Source organism: Actinoplanes sp. NPDC049598, assembly GCF_040675435.1.
GTDB lineage: Bacteria > Actinomycetota > Actinomycetes > Mycobacteriales > Micromonosporaceae > Actinoplanes.
The window spans coordinates 32457-51152 of the sequence record NZ_JBFAOX010000005.1 but is presented as its reverse complement, the minus strand read 5'-3'; the positions used below and the strand labels follow the sequence as shown (position 1 = coordinate 51152).

The following is an 18696-nucleotide window of genomic DNA, read 5'->3' as shown; positions in this document are numbered from 1 at the left end:
CCGGGTCGTTATGCCAAAGCTCCCGTCCAACCGCCCCACCGCCGCCCTGAACCTGACTGAAGACTTACTCCTACGAAAACGCCCGGCCCCGTTATGTGGATGCGCGCGCGCTCGTGACGTGCCACGATCGGGCCGAGGAGGTTCCCTTTTGCGAAACACTTACCAGGCACCCGTACTTGAACTTGACGAGCCGGATCCCACGACCGGCGAGCTCGAGCTCGAGGAGCGGCACTCACTTCGGCGGGTCGCCGGCCTCTCCACCGAGCTCACCGACATCACCGAGGTCGAGTACCGTCAGCTGAGGCTCGAGCGGGTCGTCCTGGTCGGCGTCTGGACCGAGGGCTCCGTCGAGGACGCGGAAAACTCGCTCACCGAGCTGGCCGCGCTCGCCGAGACCGCCGGGTCCCAGGTGCTCGAGGGTCTGATCCAGCGGCGCTCCCGCCCCGACACGGCCACCTTCATCGGCCGCGGCAAGGTGGAGGAGCTGCGCGACGCGGTCGTCGCGACCGGGGCCGACACCGTCATCTGCGACGGCGAGCTGTCCCCGTCCCAGCTGCGTAACCTCGAGCAGCAGACCAAGGTCAAGGTGGTCGACCGGACGGCGCTGATCCTCGACATCTTCGCCCAGCACGCGAAGAGCAAAGAGGGTAAGGCGCAGGTCGAGCTGGCCCAGCTGCAGTACTTCCTGCCCCGCCTGCGTGGTTGGGGTGAGTCGCTGTCCCGCCAGGGCGGTGGCGCCGGTGGCGGTTCGGGTGGCGGCGGCGTCGGCACCCGTGGTCCCGGTGAGACCAAGCTCGAGACGGACCGTCGCCGGATCAACCAGCGCATCGCCAAGCTGCGCCGGGAGATCAAGGCCATGCGGACCGTACGGCAGACCAAGCGGTCCCGCCGGCAGAGCAGCGGCGTGCCGTCGGTCGCGATCGCCGGCTACACCAACGCGGGCAAGTCCAGCATCCTCAACCGGCTGACCCAGGCCGGTGTGCTGGTGGAGAACGCGCTGTTCGCCACGCTCGACCCGACCACCCGGCGCACGGCGGCCGAGGACGGCCGCGTCTACACGCTGTCGGACACGGTCGGTTTCGTCCGCCACCTGCCGCACCAGATCGTGGAGGCCTTCCGCTCCACGCTCGAGGAGGTGTCGTACTCCGACCTGGTCGTGCACGTCGTCGACGGCTCCCACCCCGACCCCGAGGGGCAGGTCAGCGCGGTCCGCGAGGTGCTGGCCGACGTCGACGCCGACAAGCTCCCCGAGCTTCTGGTGATCAACAAGACCGACGCGGCCGACGAGGAGACGATCCTGCGGCTGAAGCGGGCGTGGCCGGACGCGGTGTTCGTGTCGGCCCGATCCGGCCAGGGCATCGCCGAGCTGCACACGGCGATCGCCGAGCGGCTCCCCAAGCCCGCGGTCGAGTTGCGTGTTCTGCTGCCATATGACCGGGGCGATCTGGTCGCCCGGATTCATCGGTCCGGTCAGGTGCTGCAGACCCGCCATTTGGACGAGGGAACCGAGCTGCGGATCCGCGTCGATGAACGGCTCGCTGGCGAACTGGAGTCGTTCCGCAACTGAGCGTGCCGCGTCACCGATGAGGTGATCCACGCGTAACACCGGCACGGGACGCCGCATGCGACACTGATCGGATGCGGCGTCTCGTCTTTCCGGTCATCGTGGCCTCCGGGCTCGTGATGGCCGGTCCGTCCAGTGCGTTTGCCGACGATCCGGCACCGGTGGTCAGCGCCCCCTCGGTCGCGGGCCAGAAGGTGTGCAAGATCGCCGACAAGCGGCTCGACGAGGTCTCCGGGCTCGTCGCCACCAAGACCGGCTACATCGCGATCAACGACAGCACCAACAGCGACGACAAGAAGAAGATCTTCTTCCTGGACTCGAAGTGTGCGGTCACGAAGACGGTCAACTACAGCGGCAAGGGCCCGTTGGACACCGAGGACATGATCCTCTCGGCCGACGGGCAGACGCTCTGGATCGCCGACATCGGCGACAACAGCTTCGACAACGAGCAGAAACGCCGCGAAACCCTCGGCCTGTGGCGGATGCCGGCCTCCGGGGCCTCCGAGCCGGTGCTCTACCGCGTCAGCTACCCCGAGGGCGTTCACCACGACGCCGAGGCGCTGCTGCTCAACGGCAACATGCCGCTGGTCGTGACCAAGGAGATCGGCCAGGCGGCGTCCATCTACCAGCCGTCGGCCGCGCTCAAGACCGGCAAGACCGGCGTCCCGATGAAAAAGGTCGGCGAGATCGCCGTCTCGGGCACGCAGACGGCCGGCAACCCGTTCGCCCGCATCGGCAACAAGACCATCGACGGCGGCGCGATCGCCCCGGGCGGCAACAAGGTCGTCCTGCGGACGTACACCGACGCCTACGAGTGGGACGTGACCAACGGCGACGTGCTGGGCGCCCTCAAGGGCAAGCCGCGCACGACCGGCCTGCCCAACGAGACGCTCGGCGAGGCGATCACCTACAGCGCCGACGGCCAGTTCTTCTACACGACGTCGGACATGAGCGGCGACGTCGAGACGCCCAACTACATCCTGCGCTACAAGCCGGCCACCACGGTGGCCAAGGCGGTGTCCGGGGGCGGCGAGGGCGACGACAAGAAGTGGTACGCGGACCTCGAGCTCAGCGACATCACCTGGGCGGTGAGCGGCGTCGGCGTGCTCGGCCTGATCCTGGTCGGCGTGGGCGTGCTGGGCATCGTGCGGTTCCGCAAGCGCGTGGCCGAGGAGCCGGACGAGCCGCTCGACGACTTCAAGAACCCGCTCGAGGGCGAGCCCGAGACCGAACTCATCGGGGTCGGGGGAGCGCCCCAGCGCAACGGGGTCTACGGCGGCAAGGGCGGCCCGGTCAAGCCTTCCACCAACGGCGCGGCTTCCGGGCCCGTCTACGGCGGGAAGAACGCGGCGGGGGCTGCCGTTCCGGCGGGAGCCGCGGCCGGGGCCGGGGTCTACGGCGGGGCCAAGGGGGGCGGTGGGCCCAAGGGGCCGCAGTACGGCCGTCCGGCCGGCGCAGGGACCGGGGCCGCTCGTGGGCCGCAAGGCCAGCCCGCTCGGGGTCCGCAGGGTCAGCCCGCTCGTGGGCCGCAGGGTCAGCCCGCTGGTGGACCGCAAGGCCAGCCCGCCCGAGGTGGACAACCGCCGGCCCGTGGCCCTCAGGGTCAGCCCGCTCGTGGGCAGCAGGGTCAGCCGCCGCGCGGTCCGCAGGGCCAGCCGCCGCGCGGTCCGCAGGGCCAGCCGCCGCGCGGTCCGCAGGGCCAGCCGCCGCGTGGACCGCAAGGCCAGCCCGCCCGAGGTGGGCAGCAGGGGCAGCCGCCGCGCGGGCCGCAGGGTCAGCCCCCGCGCGGTCCGCAGGGCCAGCCGCCGCGTGGGCCGCAGGGACAGCCTCCGCGGGGTGGGCAACAGCCCCCGAGGGGCGGCCAGCAAGGCCAACCCCGCGGTCCGCAGGGTCAGCCGCCCCGCGGCGCCCAGGGGCGCGGCGGCTCTCAAGGCGGCGGCGCTCAGGGTGGCGGCGTCTACGGTGGCGGCCAGCCGCAGCAGGGGCGCCCGGAGCCGGGACGGCAGCGTAACGACTACCACCGCCGCCCCGAAGGCCGTTTCGACCACCCGCAGCCGGGGTTCGGCCCCGGTTACGGCCCGCGTTAACCCGAACCTGGCTTATGTCGGAACCGCCGCACCCGGCTCGTCAGGACAACCGGTCGAGCCCAGCGCGGCACGCCGGACGGACCTGGCGCGCCCGCCGGGTGACTAGACGCGGCGGAGCACGGCCACGACGCGGCCCATGATGGTCGCGTCGTCGCCGGGGATCGGGTCGAAGGCCGGGTTGGCCGGCATCAGCCAGACGTGCCCGTCGCGCTGGCGGTAGCTCTTCACGGTCGCCTCGCCGTCGATCATCGCGGCCACGATGTCGCCCGCGTCGGCCGTCGGCTGCTGGCGGACCACGACCCAGTCGCCGTTGCAGATCGCCGCGTCGATCATCGAGTCGCCCTTGACCTCGAGCATGAACACGTCGCCCTCGCCGACCAGCTCGCGCGGCAGCGGGAAGAACTCCTCCACGGCCTGCTCGGCCAGGATCGGCCCACCGGCCGCGATCCGGCCGACCAGCGGCACGTAGGCCGGCTGGGGACGGGCCGAGCGCAGCGCCTCGTCGTCCACGAGCTCGTTGGGCGAGCGCACGTCGACGGCGCGCGGCCGGTTCGGGTCGCGGCGCAGGAAGCCCTTGGTCTCGAGCGCCTTCAGCTGGTAGGCCACGCTCGACGGGGAGACCAGCCCGACCGCCTCGCCGATCTCACGGACGCTGGGCGGGTAGCCGTAGCGCTCGACCCAGCCCCGGATGAACTCGAGGATCTTGCGCTGGCGGGCGGTCAGCTCGGCGGTCACCGGGTCGGGGAACTGGCTGACCACCGGCGTGACGGCGCGCAACTGTGGTGCGTCGGCGGCCCGGCCCCGGCTCGGCGAGCGCCGTCGCAGGGCGGCTGTGGTGGTCGCTCCGTTGTCTGGCTTGCTCTGGTTCTGCCGGCTCGTCCGGTCGTCGGTCGACACGTCCGCCCTCCCTGTCGGCCAGTGCCTCGCGGCACGTGGTGCTCTCGCGGAGCCGAGCGAACGCCGTGGGGATGGCGCCTGCCCGGCTGACCCCTCTTGAGGGAGAACCGTAATGGCGCGGTACGACATATTCAAACATCTGTACGACATTCTTCCGGCGTGTCGCCCGGAAGTGCTCGACTTCCGTACGCCTGTTCTGATAGACCGTCGTACGGGCGTTCGATCGAACGCCCGTACGATGATCACATTTCCCGTGATCATTTACCGAGGTCGAGCGGGGTGGCGAGACTCATGGTGACCAACAGCGTGCGGCACGCGGAACCGCCTCTGCGGCTGACCCGGCGCGGGCGCGCCGTCGTCCTCGGTTTTCTGGTTCTTCTGGCTTCACTGGCCAGTGCCGTGTTGTTCACCACGGCTTCGCGGGCGGACGAGCCGCCCGCCGGGCCGCCCTCTACGATCGTCGTCCGGTCGGGTGACACGTTGTGGGACATCGCGGCCCGCGAGGTGCCGGGCCGTCATGGTCAGGCGGGGGTCGACGAGTTGCGCCGGCTCAATGGCTTGAGCGGTTACGGCGTGCACCCGGGCGACGTTTTGATCTTGCCCTACGGCTCTTGATCGACTCGATCCGTAACGAAAGATCAACCGCTCGTGTTGAGTCGGAAAATACGGCGCGTCGGCGCGCCGCTGAACTTGCGCCGGCGTCCGCAGCGGCATAGCGTCTACCCCAACATCTAGTAGTTACAAGGGTGTAAGTCATCCACAGGTTGGGGTTACCTCCCACCGGTTATCCACAGGCCGTCCACAGCGCCGAGCTGGTGTCCACCAGAGCGACGCTGTGCTTCAGCGTGTCCGGATGCCGGTGTTCCGGAGGTGCCGGAGGGGGTTCTCGGTGCGCTGTCCGTACTGTCGTCACGCCGACTCGCGCGTCGTCGACTCACGGGAGGCCGACGACGGTCAGCTGATCCGTCGCCGCCGATCGTGCCCCGAGTGCGGCAAGCGGTTCACCACGGTCGAGGAAGCGGTTCTGGCCGTCGTCAAGCGCAGCGGGGTCACCGAGCCCTTCAGCCGTACGAAGATCATGAGCGGGGTCCGCAAGGCCTGTCAGGGCCGGCCCGTCGACGAGGACTCGATCGCCCTGCTCGCGCAGAAGGTCGAGGAGACCGTCCGGGCCAAGGGGGCGGCCGAGATCCCGAGCCACGAGGTGGGTCTGGCGATCCTGGCCCCGTTGCGCGATCTGGACCAGGTGGCCTACCTCCGCTTCGCCAGTGTGTACAAGTCCTTCGACTCGCTCGACGAGTTCGAGAAGGAGATCACCGCGCTGCGTGAGGCGGCGATCGCCCGGGAGGCCGCGGTGCGGCACGCGGTGGCGCCGCGATCGGGCGGTCGAGCACCCAAGATCAACAGCTAGAGCAGGCTTCAGCGGCAGACGTAGTAGTGGCAGACGTAGTAGTTACGAGGGGGAGCAGTATGGCCGGGGACGGCGTGACAGCAGGGAAGCAGCGCAGCCGGGCGAGCAGCAACGGCGCGCCGGCCGGCAGCGGGGGGCTGCGGGTCGAGCGGGTCTGGACGACCGAGGGCGTCCACCCGTACGACGAGGTGGAGTGGGAGCGCCGCGACGTCGTCATGACGAACTGGCGGGACGGTTCGATCAACTTCGAGCAGCGCGGTGTCGACTTCCCGAAGGACTGGAGCGTCAACGCCGCCAACATCGTCACCACCAAGTACTTCCGGGGCGCGGTCGGCACCCCGCAGCGTGAGCAGTCGCTCCGCCAGCTCATCGACCGGGTCGTGCAGACCTACCGCAAGGCCGGCGAGGACTTCGGTTACTTCGCCACCAAGGCCGACGCCGAGATCTTCGACCACGAGCTGACCTGGATGCTGCTGCACCAGGTGTTCAGCTTCAACTCGCCGGTCTGGTTCAACGTCGGCACGTCGTCGCCGCAGCAGGTCAGCGCCTGCTTCATCCTCTCGGTGGACGACTCGATGGATTCCATCCTCGACTGGTACAAGGAGGAGGGGCTGATCTTCAAGGGCGGCTCCGGCTCCGGCGTCAACCTCTCCCGGATCCGCTCGTCCAAGGAGCTGCTCTCCTCCGGCGGCACGGCCAGCGGCCCGGTCAGCTTCATGCGCGGCGCCGACGCCAGCGCGGGGACCATCAAGTCGGGTGGCGCCACCCGCCGCGCGGCCAAGATGGTCATCCTCGACGTCGACCACCCCGACATCGAGGAGTTCGTGCAGACCAAGGCGCGCGAGGAAGACAAGATCCGCGCCCTGCGTGACGCCGGCTTCGACATGGACCTCGGCGGCTCCGACATCGTCTCGGTGCAGTACCAGAACGCCAACAACTCGGTGCGCGTCTCCGACGAGTTCATGCGGGCCTACGAGGAGGGCACCGACTTCGCCCTGCGCGGCCGGCTGCACGGCGAGGAGATCGAGCGGGTCGACGCCAAGAAGCTGTTCCGCGACATCGCCAAGGCCGCCTGGGAGTGCGCCGACCCCGGCCTGCAGTACGACGACACGATCAACGACTGGCACACCAACCCCGAGACCGGCCGCATCACCGCGTCCAACCCCTGCTCGGAGTACATGTCGCTGGACGACTCGTCCTGCAACCTGGCCTCGCTCAACCTGATGAAGTTCCTCACCGCCGACGGCGGCTTCGAGGTTCAGAAATTCGTCAAGAGCGTCGAGTTCATCATCACCGCGATGGACATCTCGATCTGCTTCGCCGACTTCCCGACCGAGAAGATCGGGGTCACCACCCGCGCCTACCGCCAGCTCGGCATCGGCTACGCGAACATCGGCGCCCTGCTGATGGCCTCGGGCCTGCCGTACGACTCGGAGGCCGGCCGCAGCGTGGCCGGCGCCATCACCTCGCTCATGACGGGCACGGCCTACCGCCGCTCGGCCGAGCTGGCCGGTGTCGTCGGCGCCTACGACGGCTACGCCCGCAACGCCGAGGCCCACAAGCGGGTCATGCGCAAGCACGCCGCCGCCAACGACGCGATCCGCCCGGCCAACGCCGTCGCCACCGCGATCGTCAAGGAGGCCACCCAGCAGTGGCAGGCCGGCAACAAGATCGGTGAGAAGAACGGCTGGCGCAACGCCCAGGCGTCCGTGCTCGCCCCCACCGGCACCATCGGCCTGATGATGGACTGCGACACCACCGGCATCGAGCCCGACCTGGCCCTGGTCAAGTTCAAGAAGCTCGTCGGCGGCGGCTCGATGCAGATCGTCAACCAGACGGTCCCGCGCGCCCTGCGCAGCCTCGGCTACCCCGAGGAGCAGGTCGAGGCGATCGTCGAGCACATCTCCGACCACGGCAACGTCGTCGACGCCCCCGGCCTCAAGCCGGAGCACTACGCGGTCTTCGACTGCGCCATGGGCGAGCGCGCGATCGCCCCGATGGGCCACGTGCGCATGATGGCCGCGGTGCAGCCGTTCATCTCGGGCGCCATCTCCAAGACGGTCAACATGCCGGAGACGGCGACCGTCGAGGAGATCGAGAACATCCACTACCAGGGCTGGAAACTCGGTCTGAAGGCGCTCGCGATCTACCGCGACAACTGCAAGGTCGGCCAGCCGCTCTCCGCTGCGGGCAAGAAGAAGGACGCTGCCGAGACCACGGCCGCCGCCTCGACCGAGGTCGAGAAGGTCGTCGAGAAGGTCGTCGAGTACCGCCCGGTCCGCAAGCGCCTCCCGAAGAAGCGCCCGTCGGAGACGGTGTCCTTCTCGGTCGGCGGCGCCGAGGGCTACCTCACCGCGTCGTCCTACCCGGACGACGGCCTCGGCGAGGTCTTCCTGAAGATGTCGAAGCAGGGCTCCACCCTGGCCGGCGTCATGGACGCCTTCTCCGTCGCGATCTCGATAGGGCTGCAGTACGGCGTCCCGCTCGAGACGTACGTCAGCAAGTTCACCAACATGCGCTTCGAGCCCGCCGGCATGACCGACGACCCGGACGTCCGCATGGCCAGCTCGGTGATGGACTACATCTTCCGTCGCCTGGCGCTCGACTTCCTGCCGTACGACACCCGGGCCGACCTGGGTATCTTCACCGCCAAGGAGCGCGCCGCCCAGGTGCAGGCCGAAGCGGCCGCCGAGGCCGCCGCGGCCCCGGTCGACCTGGCCGGCATGGCCGCCTCGGCCCCGGTGGCCCCCGCCGCCGAGGTCGCGGCCGACATCGTCGCCGAGGCCAAGGCCCAGGTGACCGAGCCCACGACCGACCCCGAGAAGGCGGCCCCGGCCTCCGTCGGCTCCTCGACGGAGCTCCTCGAGATCGTCATGGGCCAGTCCGCCGACGCCCCGCTCTGCTTCACCTGCGGCACCAAGATGCGCCGCGCCGGCTCCTGCTACGTCTGCGAGGGCTGCGGCTCCACCTCCGGCTGCAGCTGACGCCGGAGCAGCTCCACAACGGATGCCTCCCCACCCGATCCGGGTGGGGAGGCATCCGTGCTCGGTCTCCGGCACACTCGGGCCATGAACGAGACCTCCCCGCCGGCCGGGCCGACCGCTGATGACGAGGTGAGTCCGCGGGACAGCCGATGGCGCTGGGCGGAGAGCGTCCCGCTGCGCTGGTTGCTGGTCGACGAGTCCGCCATGGACGGACGGGTCGTGGCGGTGGCGGCCGTCGCCGACATCGAAGGGCTGTTCGCCGATTCGCCGGGGCGCGGGACGACGCTTCTCGGGTGCCTGCCGTACCCGCCGCTGCGCCGTGCTCTGGACGCGCTGGCCGAGGGTGGCAGCGCCCGGCATCGCCGGGCGATCGACGCGTTCGTCTACGGCGTCGACCGGAACGGTGCGGCCCACCGCGTGATCGATTGCCAGGTGCGAGCCTCGGTGTCCGACGTCCGCCCGTCGAGCCTCTCCGCCGATCTCGTGGATGTCACCTTGGACGGTCCGGTCTCGGAGCCGATGCCGGCCGCGGCCCGGCCGATCTGGGAGCTGTGGCACGCGGGCGGCCCGGCCGAACCAGGGCTGTGGGCCGGCTATGACCGGGAGCTTCGCCATCTCTGGTCCGGGGCGGCTCTGGCCCACCACCGGGCCGATGAGCCCGACCAGCCCGCCGGCGGCACCTACCAACTCGAGGGGCGCCACGTCACGGACGTCGAAGGCTTCTACTGCGCCCTCGGCGAGGCGGTCAACGGTCCCGGCGGCTACTTCGGCTGGAACGGCGACGCGCTCCACGACTGTCTGCGGGGCGGGTGGGGCGCCGAGGCCCCGTTCCGCCTGATCTGGCGGGACGCCGAGGTGGCCCGGACCCATCTGGCCGAGGGGTTCGATCGGATCCTCCAGTGGCTCGCCGAGGATCGGGTAGAGGTGGAGTTGCGGTGATCGGCGTCAGCTTTCACGTGTAAGTTCGAACGGTGACTGCTACCGACGCCGATCGTCAGCGGCTTGACCGGGCGAAGGTCGCGGTCGGCTTCACCTTCGCGACCAACGGTCTCGCCTATGCGGGATGGCTGGCCCGGGCGCCCGCCGTGCGCGACGGGCTCGGGCTCTCGCCGGCCGGGTTCGGGTTGCTGCTGCTCTGCCTGTCGGCCGCCGCGATCTCCGCGATCCCGCTGGCCGGGCCGCTGGTGCAGCGGGTCGGGCCGGCGCGGGCGATCCTGATCGGCAGCACGTCGATGGTGCTCGGGCTGACCGGGCTGGCCACCGGCACGCTGCTGGGGTCGGTGCCGCTGGCCGGCTTCGGGCTGGTGCTGGCCGGCATGGGCAACAGCACGTGGGACGTCGCGATGAACGTCGAGGCGGCCGACGTCGAGCGGCGCCTCGGGCGCACCGTCATGCCCCGTTTTCACGCCGGCTTCAGCCTGGGCACGGTGCTCGGGGCCGGCGTCAGCGCCGTCGCGGCGGCCTCCGGCCTGCCGATCTGGGCGCAGCTCTATCTCACCGCGCTTCTCGCGGCCGTCGTGACGACCCCGACGGTACGGCGATTCCTGCCGTACGAGTCGCTGCCCGCCGGCCAGAAACCCGCGATGAGCGTGCGCCAGGCCTGGCGTGAGCCCCGAACCGTGCTGATCGGCTTCATCATGCTGGGCTTCGGATTCACCGAGGGCACCGCGAACGACTGGCTGGCCATCGGCCTGGTCGACGGCTATCGGGCGAGCGAGACCGTGGGCGCGATCGCGTTCGGCGGTTTCGTCACGGCGATGACGTTGGGCCGGCTCTTCGGCGGATACGCGATCGAGCGCTGGGGCCGCGTCCGCACCCTACGGGTCACCGCCGTCTCGGCCGCGCTGGGTCTGCTGCTGGTCGTCACGCAGGTGGCGGTGCCGGTGGCCATGGCCGGGGCCCTGCTGTGGGGCGCCGGCGCCTCGCTGGGCTTCCCGGTCGGCATGAGCGCGGCCGCCGACGACCCGGCCCGGGCGGCCATCCGCGTCTCGGTCGCCGGCTCCATCGGGTACGGGGCCTTCCTGGCCGGCCCGCCGCTCATCGGGCTCCTGGCCGACCACGTCGGGGTGCTGCGGGCCATGCTGTGCGTCTTCGTGGCTCTTGGCATCGGCTTGTTCGCCTCATCCGCGGCCCGTCCCCTTACTGTCGGGAGATGACCCAAGCCGAGATCAGGTCGCATGTGGACGCGCCGCCCGAGCGGGTGTGGACGGCTCTCACCGACGCCGGGGAGCTGGCCCGCTGGTATTGGCCGGCCTCGCTGAACCCGCGGGCGGTCTCCGACCCGGTGGTCGGCGGTGGCTTCGGCATCGAGGCCGACGGCATGGGCTTCGCCGGGCGCTACCTGGAGCTCGAGGCGCCCCGGCGCATCGTGCAGTCGTGGCGCTGGGCCGGCGACGACCGCGACAGCCGGGTCACCATCGAGCTGACCCCGGCCGGCGCGGGCACCGACGTCCTCGTCGTGCACAGCGAGCTCGACGACGAGACCGCCCGGATGTACGAGGCGGGGTGGTCCAGCTGCCTGGCCCGCCTCACGCCGTACGCAGGAAGTCGGTGATCAGGCCGGCCAGCACGGCCGGCTGCTCGATCACCATCGCGTGCGAGGTGTCCTCCAGCGAGATGTAGCGGGGGTGCCGGGCCGCCTGCGCCTGCTCCACCACGAACCGCCGGTGGGCCGCGTAGAGCTCGGCGAACGGCTCCTGCTCGGGCAGGTTGCGGGTGGGCAGCACCAGCAGCTCCGGGCAGGTCGTGCTCGCGTACACCGGGCCCAGGTCGAGCTCGTTCATGAGCTCGCGCAGCTGCGCCGTGACGGCCGCGGACGGACGGGTCGAGGTCTCGCCGTTCTCGTGGACCAGGTTGCGGCGGAAGCCCTCGATCCAGACCTTCTCGTTGGCGCCCATGTCGCGGGCCGCCATCCGCTGCGACTCGACGATGTCGGGCAGCTGGTCGGCCTCGATGACCTGACCGGCCTGGGCCTGGAGCTGGTCGAAGATCGCGTGCAGCCGCTTCAGCTCGGCCGCGGCCTTGGGCGGCTCCATCCCGGGCAGGTGCTCGACGCGGGTGGGCGGCGGGTTGCCGTCGAGGCTGACCACGCCCGGCGCCTCCGGGTGACGCTGGCCCCACAGGGCGGCCAGCATGCCGCCGAGCGAGTGCCCGACCACGGCCGGGCGCTCGACCTCCATCTGGACGCAGATCGCGGCCAGGTCGCCCAGCGCCGCGTCCCACGTCCAGGCGCCCTCGCCGGAGCGGCCGTGGCCACGCAGGTCGATGCTGATCACGCGATGGTTCGGCCGTAGGGCCCGGGCCAGGGTGGTCATCTGGGCCAGATTGCCGCCGGCGCCGTGCAGCAACAGCAGGGGCGGCTGGTCGCCGCCGAAGTCACGGACGGCCAGCGGCAGGTCGCCGCCGTCGATCAGGCGATCGTTGATCATGATGTTCTCCTCGCGACGCCCGGCCAAGTTACCCTGCGTACTTTAAGGGTGTCTTTCGCGGCCTTTCGCTGGGTGACGCCGAGCCAGTACGGTGTGCCCCGGATCTCACCGGAAGGACACCCGTGCGCTCGCGTCTGGTCGTGCTCGGCGCTCTCCCGCTCCTCCTGCTCGCGGCCTGCGACGACAAGCCCGGGGAGGAGCCGGCCGCGGCGGCCCCGCCCCCGGTGGCCGAGCCGGTCCAGCTGCCCGCGTCGGCGGCCGGTGGCGCCTGCGCCCTCTGGGATTACGGCGTCATCGAGGAGAACATCGGCGTCCAGTTCACTGTGGCCGCCGCCGACCAGGTCGACGCCACCTCGACGTGCGTGGTGCAGACGGTGGACGCCCCGTACCCCGACCTGACCCTGTCGGTCGTCAAGAGCACCGCGGCCACCGCCGATCAGTTCCTCGACGATCTGATGCCGGCCAAGGGCATCCGGCTCAAGGGACTGGGCCAGGCCGCTTACCTGCTCAAGGCGCCGGCCGCCGGCGTGCACGGGCCGGCCACCGAGATCGGCTGGCTCAGCAAGGCCAAGCAGCTGCGGACGCTGCGCTTCACCTTCCCCAGAAACGCCGAATCCACCGCCGTGACGGCGATGAACAAGGATCTGTTCACCCTCGCCAAGGCGATGGACTCGACGAAGCCCTGACGCGACTCAGTGCGCCGCGACGAACACGCGCGACGCCACCTCGCGGGGCAGCCGGATCTTGTCGCCGGAGCGGTCGATGGTCACGCCGTCGCGCTCCTGCGCGACCGTGACCGTCGTGCCCGGGTCGATGCCGGCCGCGTGCAGCTGGCGCAGCACGTCGGCGTTGGTCTGAACGCTCTCGCAGATGCGCTGCACCACGACGCTGCCGGTCAGGCCCGGGAAGGCGAGATTGCGCTCACCCGCGCTGACCTGCGCGGCGCTGTCCAGCAGGTCCTCGTCCTCCTCGTCCGGGACGCCGAGCGCCTCGAGACCGGGGATCGGGTTGCCGTACGGCGAGCGGGTCGGCTTGTTGAGCAGCTCGTAGACCTTCTTCTCGACCGAGTCGCTCATCACGTGCTCCCAGCGGCAGGCCTCCTCATGGGCCTCCTCGTAGGGCATGCCGATGACGTTGACCAGCAGCAGCTCGGCCAGGCGGTGCTTGCGCATGACCGAGACGGCCGTGGTGCGGCCCTCGTCGGTCAGCACCAGGTGGCGGTCGTTCTCGACGGTCAGCAGGCCGTCACGCTCCATGCGCGCGACCGTCTGGCTCACCGTGGGACCGCTCTGATGCAACCGCTCGGCGATGCGCGCCCGCAGCGGGGGCACACCCTCCTCCTCGAGCTCGAGGATGGTGCGCAAATACATCTCGGTTGTGTCGACGAGGTCGTGTTTGTGTAGTGACGTCTTCATGCTTCGACCTCCCAGTGCTCACGGCCAACAGCCGGCCTGCCCCGGGTGTCGACGAGATAATTCACGGTGTGGCCCTCCCAGCAGCGATATTACCTCGTTACATGGGGTTGACAGACGCCCCGAGCTGGTGGGCATAGACCCTACCCGACCGGGACAGTTCGCCGCCGACCTCGACACGGGTCTTCGATGCGAGCCGGAAGTTGTCGGTGGTGCGTGGCAGCATGACGGGCATGGTGGACCGGACGACCGCGGTGGTGTGGGACAGGGCGCTGCTCGACTACGACATGGGTGACCATCCGCTCAACCCCGTGCGCGTCGAGCTGACCATGGCCCTCGCCCGCGAGCTGGGCGTCCTCGACCGGCCGGGGGTGCAGATGATCACACCCGTCCCGGCCACCGAGGCCGAGCTCACCCGGATCCACCGGGCCGACTACCTCGACGCCGTCCGGATGGCCCCGATCGACCCGTTCTTCTCCGGCTGGGGCCTCAACACCCCCGACAATCCGGTTTTCGACGGCATGCACGAGGCCTCCGCGCGCATCTGCGGCGCCAGCATCGCGGCGGCCGAGGCCGTCTGGCGGGGCGGGGCGACCCGGGCCGTCAACGTGGCCGGTGGCCTCCATCACGCGCTGGCCGCCCGGGCCTCCGGCTTCTGCGTCTACAACGATCCCGCCGTCGCGATCGCGAAGCTGCTCGATCTCGGCGCCCAGCGGGTGGCCTACGTGGACGTCGACGTCCATCACGGCGACGGCGTGCAGGCCGCCTTCTACGACGACCCCCGCGTGCTGACCATCAGCCTGCACGAGACCCCGCTGACCCTCTTCCCGGGCACCGGCTTCGCCGACGAGACGGGCGGCCCCGGCGCCGAGGGCACCGCGGTCAACGTCCCGTTGCCGCCCGGCACGGGTGACGGCGGCTGGCTGCGGGCCTTCCACGCGATCGTCCCGTCCGTCCTGCGGGCCTGGTCCCCCGAGATCATCTTCAGCCAGTGCGGGGCCGACGCCCACCGCCTCGACCCCCTGGCCGACCTGCGCCTGTCGGTCGACGGCCAGCGCGCGGCCTACGTGGCGATGCGCGAGCTGGCCGACGAGCTGTGCGACGGCCGTTGGGTGGCGATGGGCGGCGGGGGTTACGCGCTGGTCGAGGTCGTGCCCCGGGCCTGGGCCCATCTGCTCGCCGTGGCGACCGGCGAGCCCCTGGATCCGTACGTCTTGACTCCCGCCCCCTGGCGCAAGCTGGCCGCCGAGCGGTGTCCCCGCTCGGAGGTCCCCGAGTCGATGACCGACGGCGCCGAGCCGCCGGCCGAGCGCTGGCAGCCCGGCACCACCCCCGACGCCGTCGACCGCGCGATCCTGGCCAGCCGCATGGAGGTCTTCCCCCTGCACGGCCTCGACCCGCACGACCCGCGGGACTGAGGAGCGCCCCATGGACAAGAGCGCGGACGTCCTGCTCTCCGACGGCACGGCCGTCCACCTGCGACAGATCCGGCCCGCCGACGCACCGGCCATCGTGGAGTTCCACTCCCGGATGAGCGACCGGACGCGTTACCTGCGCTACTTCTCGCCCTACCCGCGCATCCCGGAGCGCGATCTGGAGCGCTTCGTCAACGTCGACCACCGCGACCGCGAGGCGTTCGTCATCGTCACCGGCACCCGGATCATGGCGGTCGGCCGGTACGAACGTCTCGGCCCCGAGTCGCCCGACGCCGAGGTCGCCTTCGTCGTCGAGGACGCCCATCAGGGCCGCGGCATCGGCTCGGTGCTGCTCGAGTTCCTGGCCGAGGCGGCCCGGGCCAACGGCATCACCCGGTTCGTGGCCGAGGTCCTGCCGGAGAACTCGGGCATGCTCCGGGTCTTCAGCGACTTCGGCTACCAGGTACAGCGCAAGTACGCGGACGGCGTGGTCCACCTCAGCTTCCCCATCGCCCCCACCGAGAAATCGCGGGAGGTGCAGGAGTCCCGGGAGAAGCTCACCGAGGCCCGCTCGATCGCCCGGCTGCTGGCCCCGCGCGCGGTCGCGGTCTACGGCGCCAGCGCGAGCGGCCAGGGCATCGGCGCCGCCATGCTGGGCCACCTGCGCGACGGCGGCTACCAGGGCACGATCGTCCCGGTCCACCGCAGCGCCGAGCGGGTGGCCGGGCTCCGGGCGTACAGCTCGGCCTCTCAATCCGGCGCCGAGGTCGACCTCGCCCTGATCGCCGTGCCTCCCGAGGGCGTCGCGGAGGCCCTGGCCGACGCGGCCGCGAGTGGCGCCGGCGGCCTGGTCGTGGTCTCGGCCGGCTTCGCCGAGACCGGCGCCGAGGGCGCCGCCGCCCAGCGTGAGCTGATCCAGAGCGCGCACGACGCCGGGTTGCGCGTCGTCGGCCCGAACAGCATGGGGGTGGCCAACACCAACCCCCAGGTACGGCTGAACGCCACGCTCGCCCCGCGACTGCCGGCGGCCGGCCGGGTCGGTTTCTTCAGCCAGAGCGGCGCCCTCGGGGTCGCGCTGCTGGCCGAGGCCGACCGCCGCGGCCTGGGCCTGTCGAGCTTCGTCTCGGCCGGCAACCGGGCCGACGTCTCCGGCAACGACCTCCTGCAGTACTGGCAGGACGATCCGGGCACCGACGTCGTCCTGCTCTACCTGGAGACGTTCGGCAACCCGCGCAAGTTCGCCCGCCTCGCCCGCCGGATGAGCCGGGTCAAACCCGTGGTCGCGGTCGCCTCGGCCACCCGCCCGGCCGGCCTCGCGGGCGAGGGCCCGGGCCCGGATCCGTACGCGGTGACCGCGCTCTTCGCCCGCTCCGGCGTCATCCGGGTCGACACCGTGCGCGAGCTCTTCGACGTCGGCCTGCTCCTCGCCCACCAGCCGCTGCCCGGCGGCCGCCGGGTGGCCGTGGTCGGCAACTCGTCGGCCCTGTCCGAGCTCGCCGTGGCCGCCTGCCGGGCCGGCGGCCTCACCGTCGCCGAGGGTTACCCGCTGAACATCAGCCCGATGGCGAGCGCCCACGACTTCGCCGACGCCCTGGCCGACGCCGCCGTCGACGCCCGCGCCGACGCCCTGGTCGTCGTCTTCGCCCCACCGCTGCCCGGCCAGCTGACCGACGAGGACGCCGACTTCGCCGCCGCCCTGGCCAGCGTCGCCCTGGCCGGCGAGAAACCGACCGTGGCCACGTTCCTGCTGGAGAGCCTGTCCAGCAAGGTGCCCTCCTACCCCTCGGTCGAGGAGGCGGTGCGGGCCCTGGCCCGGGTCGCCGACTACGCCGACTGGCTGCGCCGCCCACCCGGCGTGCTGCCCACCTTCGACGACCTCGACCCGTCCGCAACCGAGATCGACGGGCCGCCCTCGGCGCTGCTGGCGGCCTACGGCATCGACGTGGTCCCGTCCATCCTGGCCGCCTCGGCCGCCTCGGCGGTCGCCTCCGCGTCGGCCCTCGGCTACCCGGTCGCGCTGAAAGCAGCCGGCGGCGCGCTGCGCCACCGCATCGACCTCGGCGCCGTCCGCCTGGCCCTGGCCGACGAGGACGACGTCCGAGCCGCCTACGCCGAGCTGGCCGGCGCCTTCGGCCCCGACGTGCTGGTCCAGACGATGGTCGCCCCCGGCGTGGCCTGCCGCATCGAGGTCATGGAGGACCCCGCCTTCGGCCCGGTCGTCGGCTTCGGCCTGGGCGGCGTGGCCAGCGAACTCCTCGGCGACCTGGCCTGGCGCGCCGCCCCGCTCACCGACCGTGCCGCCGCCGCCCTGGTCTACGAGCCCCGAGCCGCCCCCCTCCTGCACGGCTACCGCGGCTCCGCCCCGGTCGACCGGGCCGCCCTCATCGACCTCCTGCTCCGCGTGGGCCGCCTGGCCGACGACCACCCCCGCGTCCGCAGCCTCTCCCTCAACCCGGTCCTGGCCCGCCCCGACGGCTGCTCCGTCCTCCACGCCGCCACCGAAATCGGTGACCCAGCCCGCCGCCCCGACACCGGCCCCCGCCGCCTCCGCACCCCCTGACCGCCCTTCGCCCCCGCCGCCTCCGCATCCCCTGACCACCCCTCGCCCCGCCTCAGGGCCTCTCGCGGCCGCCTCTGCCCTCGCGGGCCTCGCGTTTTGACCGCGCGTGCGCCTCTGCATTCGCCGGCCCTGGCGGCCCTCTCCCGTCCTGGCGGCGCCTGACGCTCGTGTTGTGCCTTCGCTGAGTCCTCGCGCCGTCCCCGCTTTGCGCGTTCCTCAGGACCGCCTTCGCGGGCGGTGCCGCCTTCGCGGTCCCTCTGCCTTTGCGCGTCCCACACCCAGGCCCTCCGCGGCCCTTGCGTCCGGAGCCCGCGCCCTCTTCCCGCTCGGCGTGACTTCGTCGGGCCGCGGGGTTTTGTCGTACCTCGCCGATATGGTCGCCCCACTCCGCATGCACGAGGGACGGATGGGCGATGATCGAAATCGGGTCCGGGGATCTGCTGGCGGCCGAGGTCGAGGCGCTGGTCAACGCGGTCAACACCGTCGGAGTCATGGGCAAGGGGATCGCGCTGCAGTTCAAGCGGGCCTTCCCGGCGAACTACCGGGCCCACCGGGCGGCCTGCGCCAAAGGCGACGTGCGTCTGGGCCAGGTATGGGTCTTCGACGAGGACGAGCGGTGCGTCATCAATTTTCCCACCAAGCGTCACTGGCGGGACAAATCGTACTTGCCGGACGTTGAGGCCGGGCTCGACTCGCTGGTCGCCGCTGTCCGCGAGCGCGGCATCACCTCGTTGGCCATCCCGGCCCTGGGCTGCGGCGCGGGCGGCCTCGACTGGTCCGACGTGCGCCCGCTGATCGAACGGGCCTGTGCCCGGATGCCCGAGGTCCGCGCCCTGATCTTCGCTCCCGACTGAACGGACCCTTCGATACGCGGCCGGGGTCTCGCCCCCGCCTCGTGCTCCGGGTCGGTGTGGGGAGCATCTCCATCGAAGGTGGTCGTC

At 71.4% G+C, this 18696-nt stretch carries 16 protein-coding genes; 12 read left to right on the top strand and 4 right to left on the bottom strand.

What is annotated here, in order from left to right; genetic code table 11:
- The first annotated feature begins 148 nt into the window (after positions 1–148).
- Both hflX and AB0J66_RS13670 read left to right on the top strand, forming a co-directional pair.
- A complete protein-coding gene (gene hflX / locus AB0J66_RS13675) occupies positions 149–1567 on the top strand; it encodes a GTPase HflX (RefSeq protein WP_364659576.1) in 1419 nt (472 codons plus the stop codon).
- A gap of 71 nt (positions 1568–1638) precedes the next feature.
- The gene (locus AB0J66_RS13670) at positions 1639–3651 is read left to right on the top strand and encodes a hypothetical protein (RefSeq protein ID WP_364659574.1); all 2013 of its coding nucleotides are present in this window, start codon (positions 1639–1641) and stop codon (positions 3649–3651) included.
- Positions 3652–3753: 102 nt separating this feature from the next.
- On the opposite strand, the gene lexA is transcribed toward AB0J66_RS13670, so the two are convergent.
- Positions 3754–4476 carry a transcriptional repressor LexA gene (lexA, locus tag AB0J66_RS13665; RefSeq protein ID WP_364660235.1) on the bottom strand — a complete coding sequence of 241 codons (723 nt, stop codon included), beginning with the start codon at positions 4474–4476 and terminating at the stop codon, positions 3754–3756.
- A 363-nt stretch (positions 4477–4839) separates the two neighbouring features.
- Between lexA and AB0J66_RS13660 the strand changes: the two genes are divergently transcribed.
- From AB0J66_RS13660 to AB0J66_RS13635, 6 genes are all read left to right on the top strand, one after another.
- Positions 4840–5163, top strand: coding sequence for a LysM peptidoglycan-binding domain-containing protein (locus AB0J66_RS13660; RefSeq protein WP_364659572.1), 324 nt, complete (start codon positions 4840–4842; stop codon positions 5161–5163).
- 274 nt (positions 5164–5437) lie between these two features.
- Positions 5438–5956, top strand: a complete 519-nt coding sequence (gene nrdR / locus AB0J66_RS13655) for a transcriptional regulator NrdR (RefSeq protein WP_097318595.1) — start codon at positions 5438–5440, stop codon at positions 5954–5956.
- Positions 5957–6015: 59 nt separating this feature from the next.
- On the top strand, positions 6016–8940 hold the full coding sequence (locus AB0J66_RS13650) for a vitamin B12-dependent ribonucleotide reductase (RefSeq protein WP_364659569.1): 2925 nt from the start codon (positions 6016–6018) through the stop codon (positions 8938–8940).
- Positions 8941–9024: 84 nt separating this feature from the next.
- Positions 9025–9879 carry a barstar family protein gene (locus tag AB0J66_RS13645; protein WP_364659567.1) on the top strand — a complete coding sequence of 285 codons (855 nt, stop codon included), beginning with the start codon at positions 9025–9027 and terminating at the stop codon, positions 9877–9879.
- Positions 9880–9911: 32 nt separating this feature from the next.
- The gene (locus tag AB0J66_RS13640) at positions 9912–11096 is read left to right on the top strand and encodes an MFS transporter (protein WP_364659565.1); all 1185 of its coding nucleotides are present in this window, start codon (positions 9912–9914) and stop codon (positions 11094–11096) included.
- Complete coding sequence (locus AB0J66_RS13635) at positions 11093–11494, top strand: SRPBCC family protein (RefSeq protein ID WP_364659563.1); 402 nt, start codon at positions 11093–11095, stop codon at positions 11492–11494. Before AB0J66_RS13640 ends, AB0J66_RS13635 begins: the two co-directional genes overlap by 4 nt.
- On the opposite strand, the gene AB0J66_RS13630 is transcribed toward AB0J66_RS13635, so the two are convergent.
- Positions 11469–12368 carry an alpha/beta hydrolase gene (locus AB0J66_RS13630; RefSeq protein WP_364659562.1) on the bottom strand — a complete coding sequence of 300 codons (900 nt, stop codon included), beginning with the start codon at positions 12366–12368 and terminating at the stop codon, positions 11469–11471. The genes AB0J66_RS13635 and AB0J66_RS13630 overlap by 26 nt on opposite strands.
- 122 nt (positions 12369–12490) lie before the next feature.
- Between AB0J66_RS13630 and AB0J66_RS13625 the strand changes: the two genes are divergently transcribed.
- Entirely contained in the window at positions 12491–13054 is a 564-nt protein-coding gene (locus AB0J66_RS13625; RefSeq protein WP_364659560.1) for a hypothetical protein, read from the top strand.
- A 6-nt stretch (positions 13055–13060) separates the two neighbouring features.
- On the opposite strand, the gene AB0J66_RS13620 is transcribed toward AB0J66_RS13625, so the two are convergent.
- Together AB0J66_RS13620 and AB0J66_RS13615 are read right to left on the bottom strand one after the other, a co-directional pair.
- Positions 13061–13783, bottom strand: coding sequence for a metal-dependent transcriptional regulator (locus AB0J66_RS13620; protein WP_364659559.1), 723 nt, complete (start codon positions 13781–13783; stop codon positions 13061–13063).
- Positions 13784–13880: 97 nt separating this feature from the next.
- A complete protein-coding gene (locus AB0J66_RS13615) occupies positions 13881–14006 on the bottom strand; it encodes a hypothetical protein (protein WP_364659557.1) in 126 nt (41 codons plus the stop codon).
- 10 nt (positions 14007–14016) lie between these two features.
- Between AB0J66_RS13615 and AB0J66_RS13610 the strand changes: the two genes are divergently transcribed.
- The 3 genes from AB0J66_RS13610 to AB0J66_RS13600 all read left to right on the top strand — a co-directional run bounded on the left by AB0J66_RS13610 (position 14017) and on the right by AB0J66_RS13600 (position 18609).
- Complete coding sequence (locus AB0J66_RS13610; RefSeq protein WP_364660233.1) at positions 14017–15198, top strand: acetoin utilization protein AcuC; 1182 nt, start codon at positions 14017–14019, stop codon at positions 15196–15198.
- 10 nt (positions 15199–15208) lie between these two features.
- On the top strand, positions 15209–17755 hold the full coding sequence (locus AB0J66_RS13605) for a GNAT family N-acetyltransferase (protein WP_364659555.1): 2547 nt from the start codon (positions 15209–15211) through the stop codon (positions 17753–17755).
- Between the two features lie 413 nt (positions 17756–18168).
- Positions 18169–18609, top strand: a complete 441-nt coding sequence (locus AB0J66_RS13600) for a macro domain-containing protein (protein ID WP_364659554.1) — start codon at positions 18169–18171, stop codon at positions 18607–18609.
- Positions 18610–18696: the final 87 nt, after the last annotated feature.